We start from the raw sequence: 1,048 nt of genomic DNA on the forward strand, positions 1-1,048 counted from the left end.
CAACAAGGTCTTCACCCAGGCGCAGGCCGCCAAGACCGAGAAGCAGAAGCTTGCCGCCATCAAGCAGCTCGACATGCTCGCCCGCTACGGCGACCTCCCCTCGCGCTGGGCGCTGGTGCGCAACTACCATCAGGCAAAGGCCGTGCGCGCGGTCGTCACACCTGACGAAGTCACACGTTATGCGCTGGACATCCTGGTGTCGAAGCCCGACGGCGTCGACAAGCCGGAATTCGAGTTCATCTTCGACCTGACGCAGATCGCGAAGGACCGGAAGTCGCGCGCGGTGGGCGGTGCCACCCTACAGGCGATCCGCGACGATCCGCGCCTGCAGGATCCGCTGACGCTCGGCGCCATCATGGGGCAGTTCGCCTTCGCGCCCGACGCTTGCGATTCCGTGCTCGCCGCGGCCCGGAAAGCCGGTGTCAACGGGGTGGGCGAGGACGGATGCGACGAGCAAACGCGCGCCGCCCTTGTCGCCTTCGCCAAGGACAAGGGCACATCCGGCGTCGATGCCGCGGCCCGTAAGGCGGCGGCGGAGGAGATCAAGACGCTGGACGCACAGGCCTCGAAGTAGTCAGCGCCAAATATTCAGAGCGCCCTGAGCCACACCTTGTTGTCGTGGAACGCGGCGCCGCCATAGGGCGCCGGCGCGTCGGCGCCGGTCAGCACATTGATGCCCTCGCCGCGCTCATGCGCGCTGTTCGGCCAGATGCCTTCGGCCACCACGACGCCGCGCTTCACGCCGTCGAAGAGCTTGGCGTGCAGCACGAGGTCGCCGCGCCGGTTGCCGACCTCGACACGGCCGCCATCCTTGATGCCGAGCGCCGCGGCATCCTCAGGGTGCAAGAGCAGTTCCGGTCGGCCTTCCTTAGCCTTCGACACCGGCGTCTCGGCAAAGGTGGAGTTCAAAAAATTGCGCGCCGGCGAGGTCGTCAGACGGAACGGGTGTTCTTCGTCCGCCACCTCGATCAGGTCGACATGGTCGGGGAACTCAGGCAGCCGCTCGACCGGTCCGAACAGGCCCATGCTCTTCGGCGGGCGGTTGGGC

2 protein-coding genes are annotated in these 1,048 nt (G+C 67.1%); one reads left to right on the forward strand and one right to left on the reverse strand.

The features are described 5' to 3' along the window. A partial coding sequence (locus AC4FWB_RS34560; protein WP_491030689.1) for a hypothetical protein occupies positions 1-574 on the forward strand: 574 nt, incomplete at its 5' end. A gap of 14 nt (positions 575-588) precedes the next feature. Here AC4FWB_RS34560 and AC4FWB_RS34565 read toward each other — a convergent pair. Then, on the reverse strand, positions 589-1,048 hold a 460-nt coding region (locus tag AC4FWB_RS34565), incomplete at its 5' end, for a molybdopterin dinucleotide binding domain-containing protein (protein ID WP_491030691.1).

Source organism: Mesorhizobium sp. LEGMi-168a (assembly GCF_058312955.1).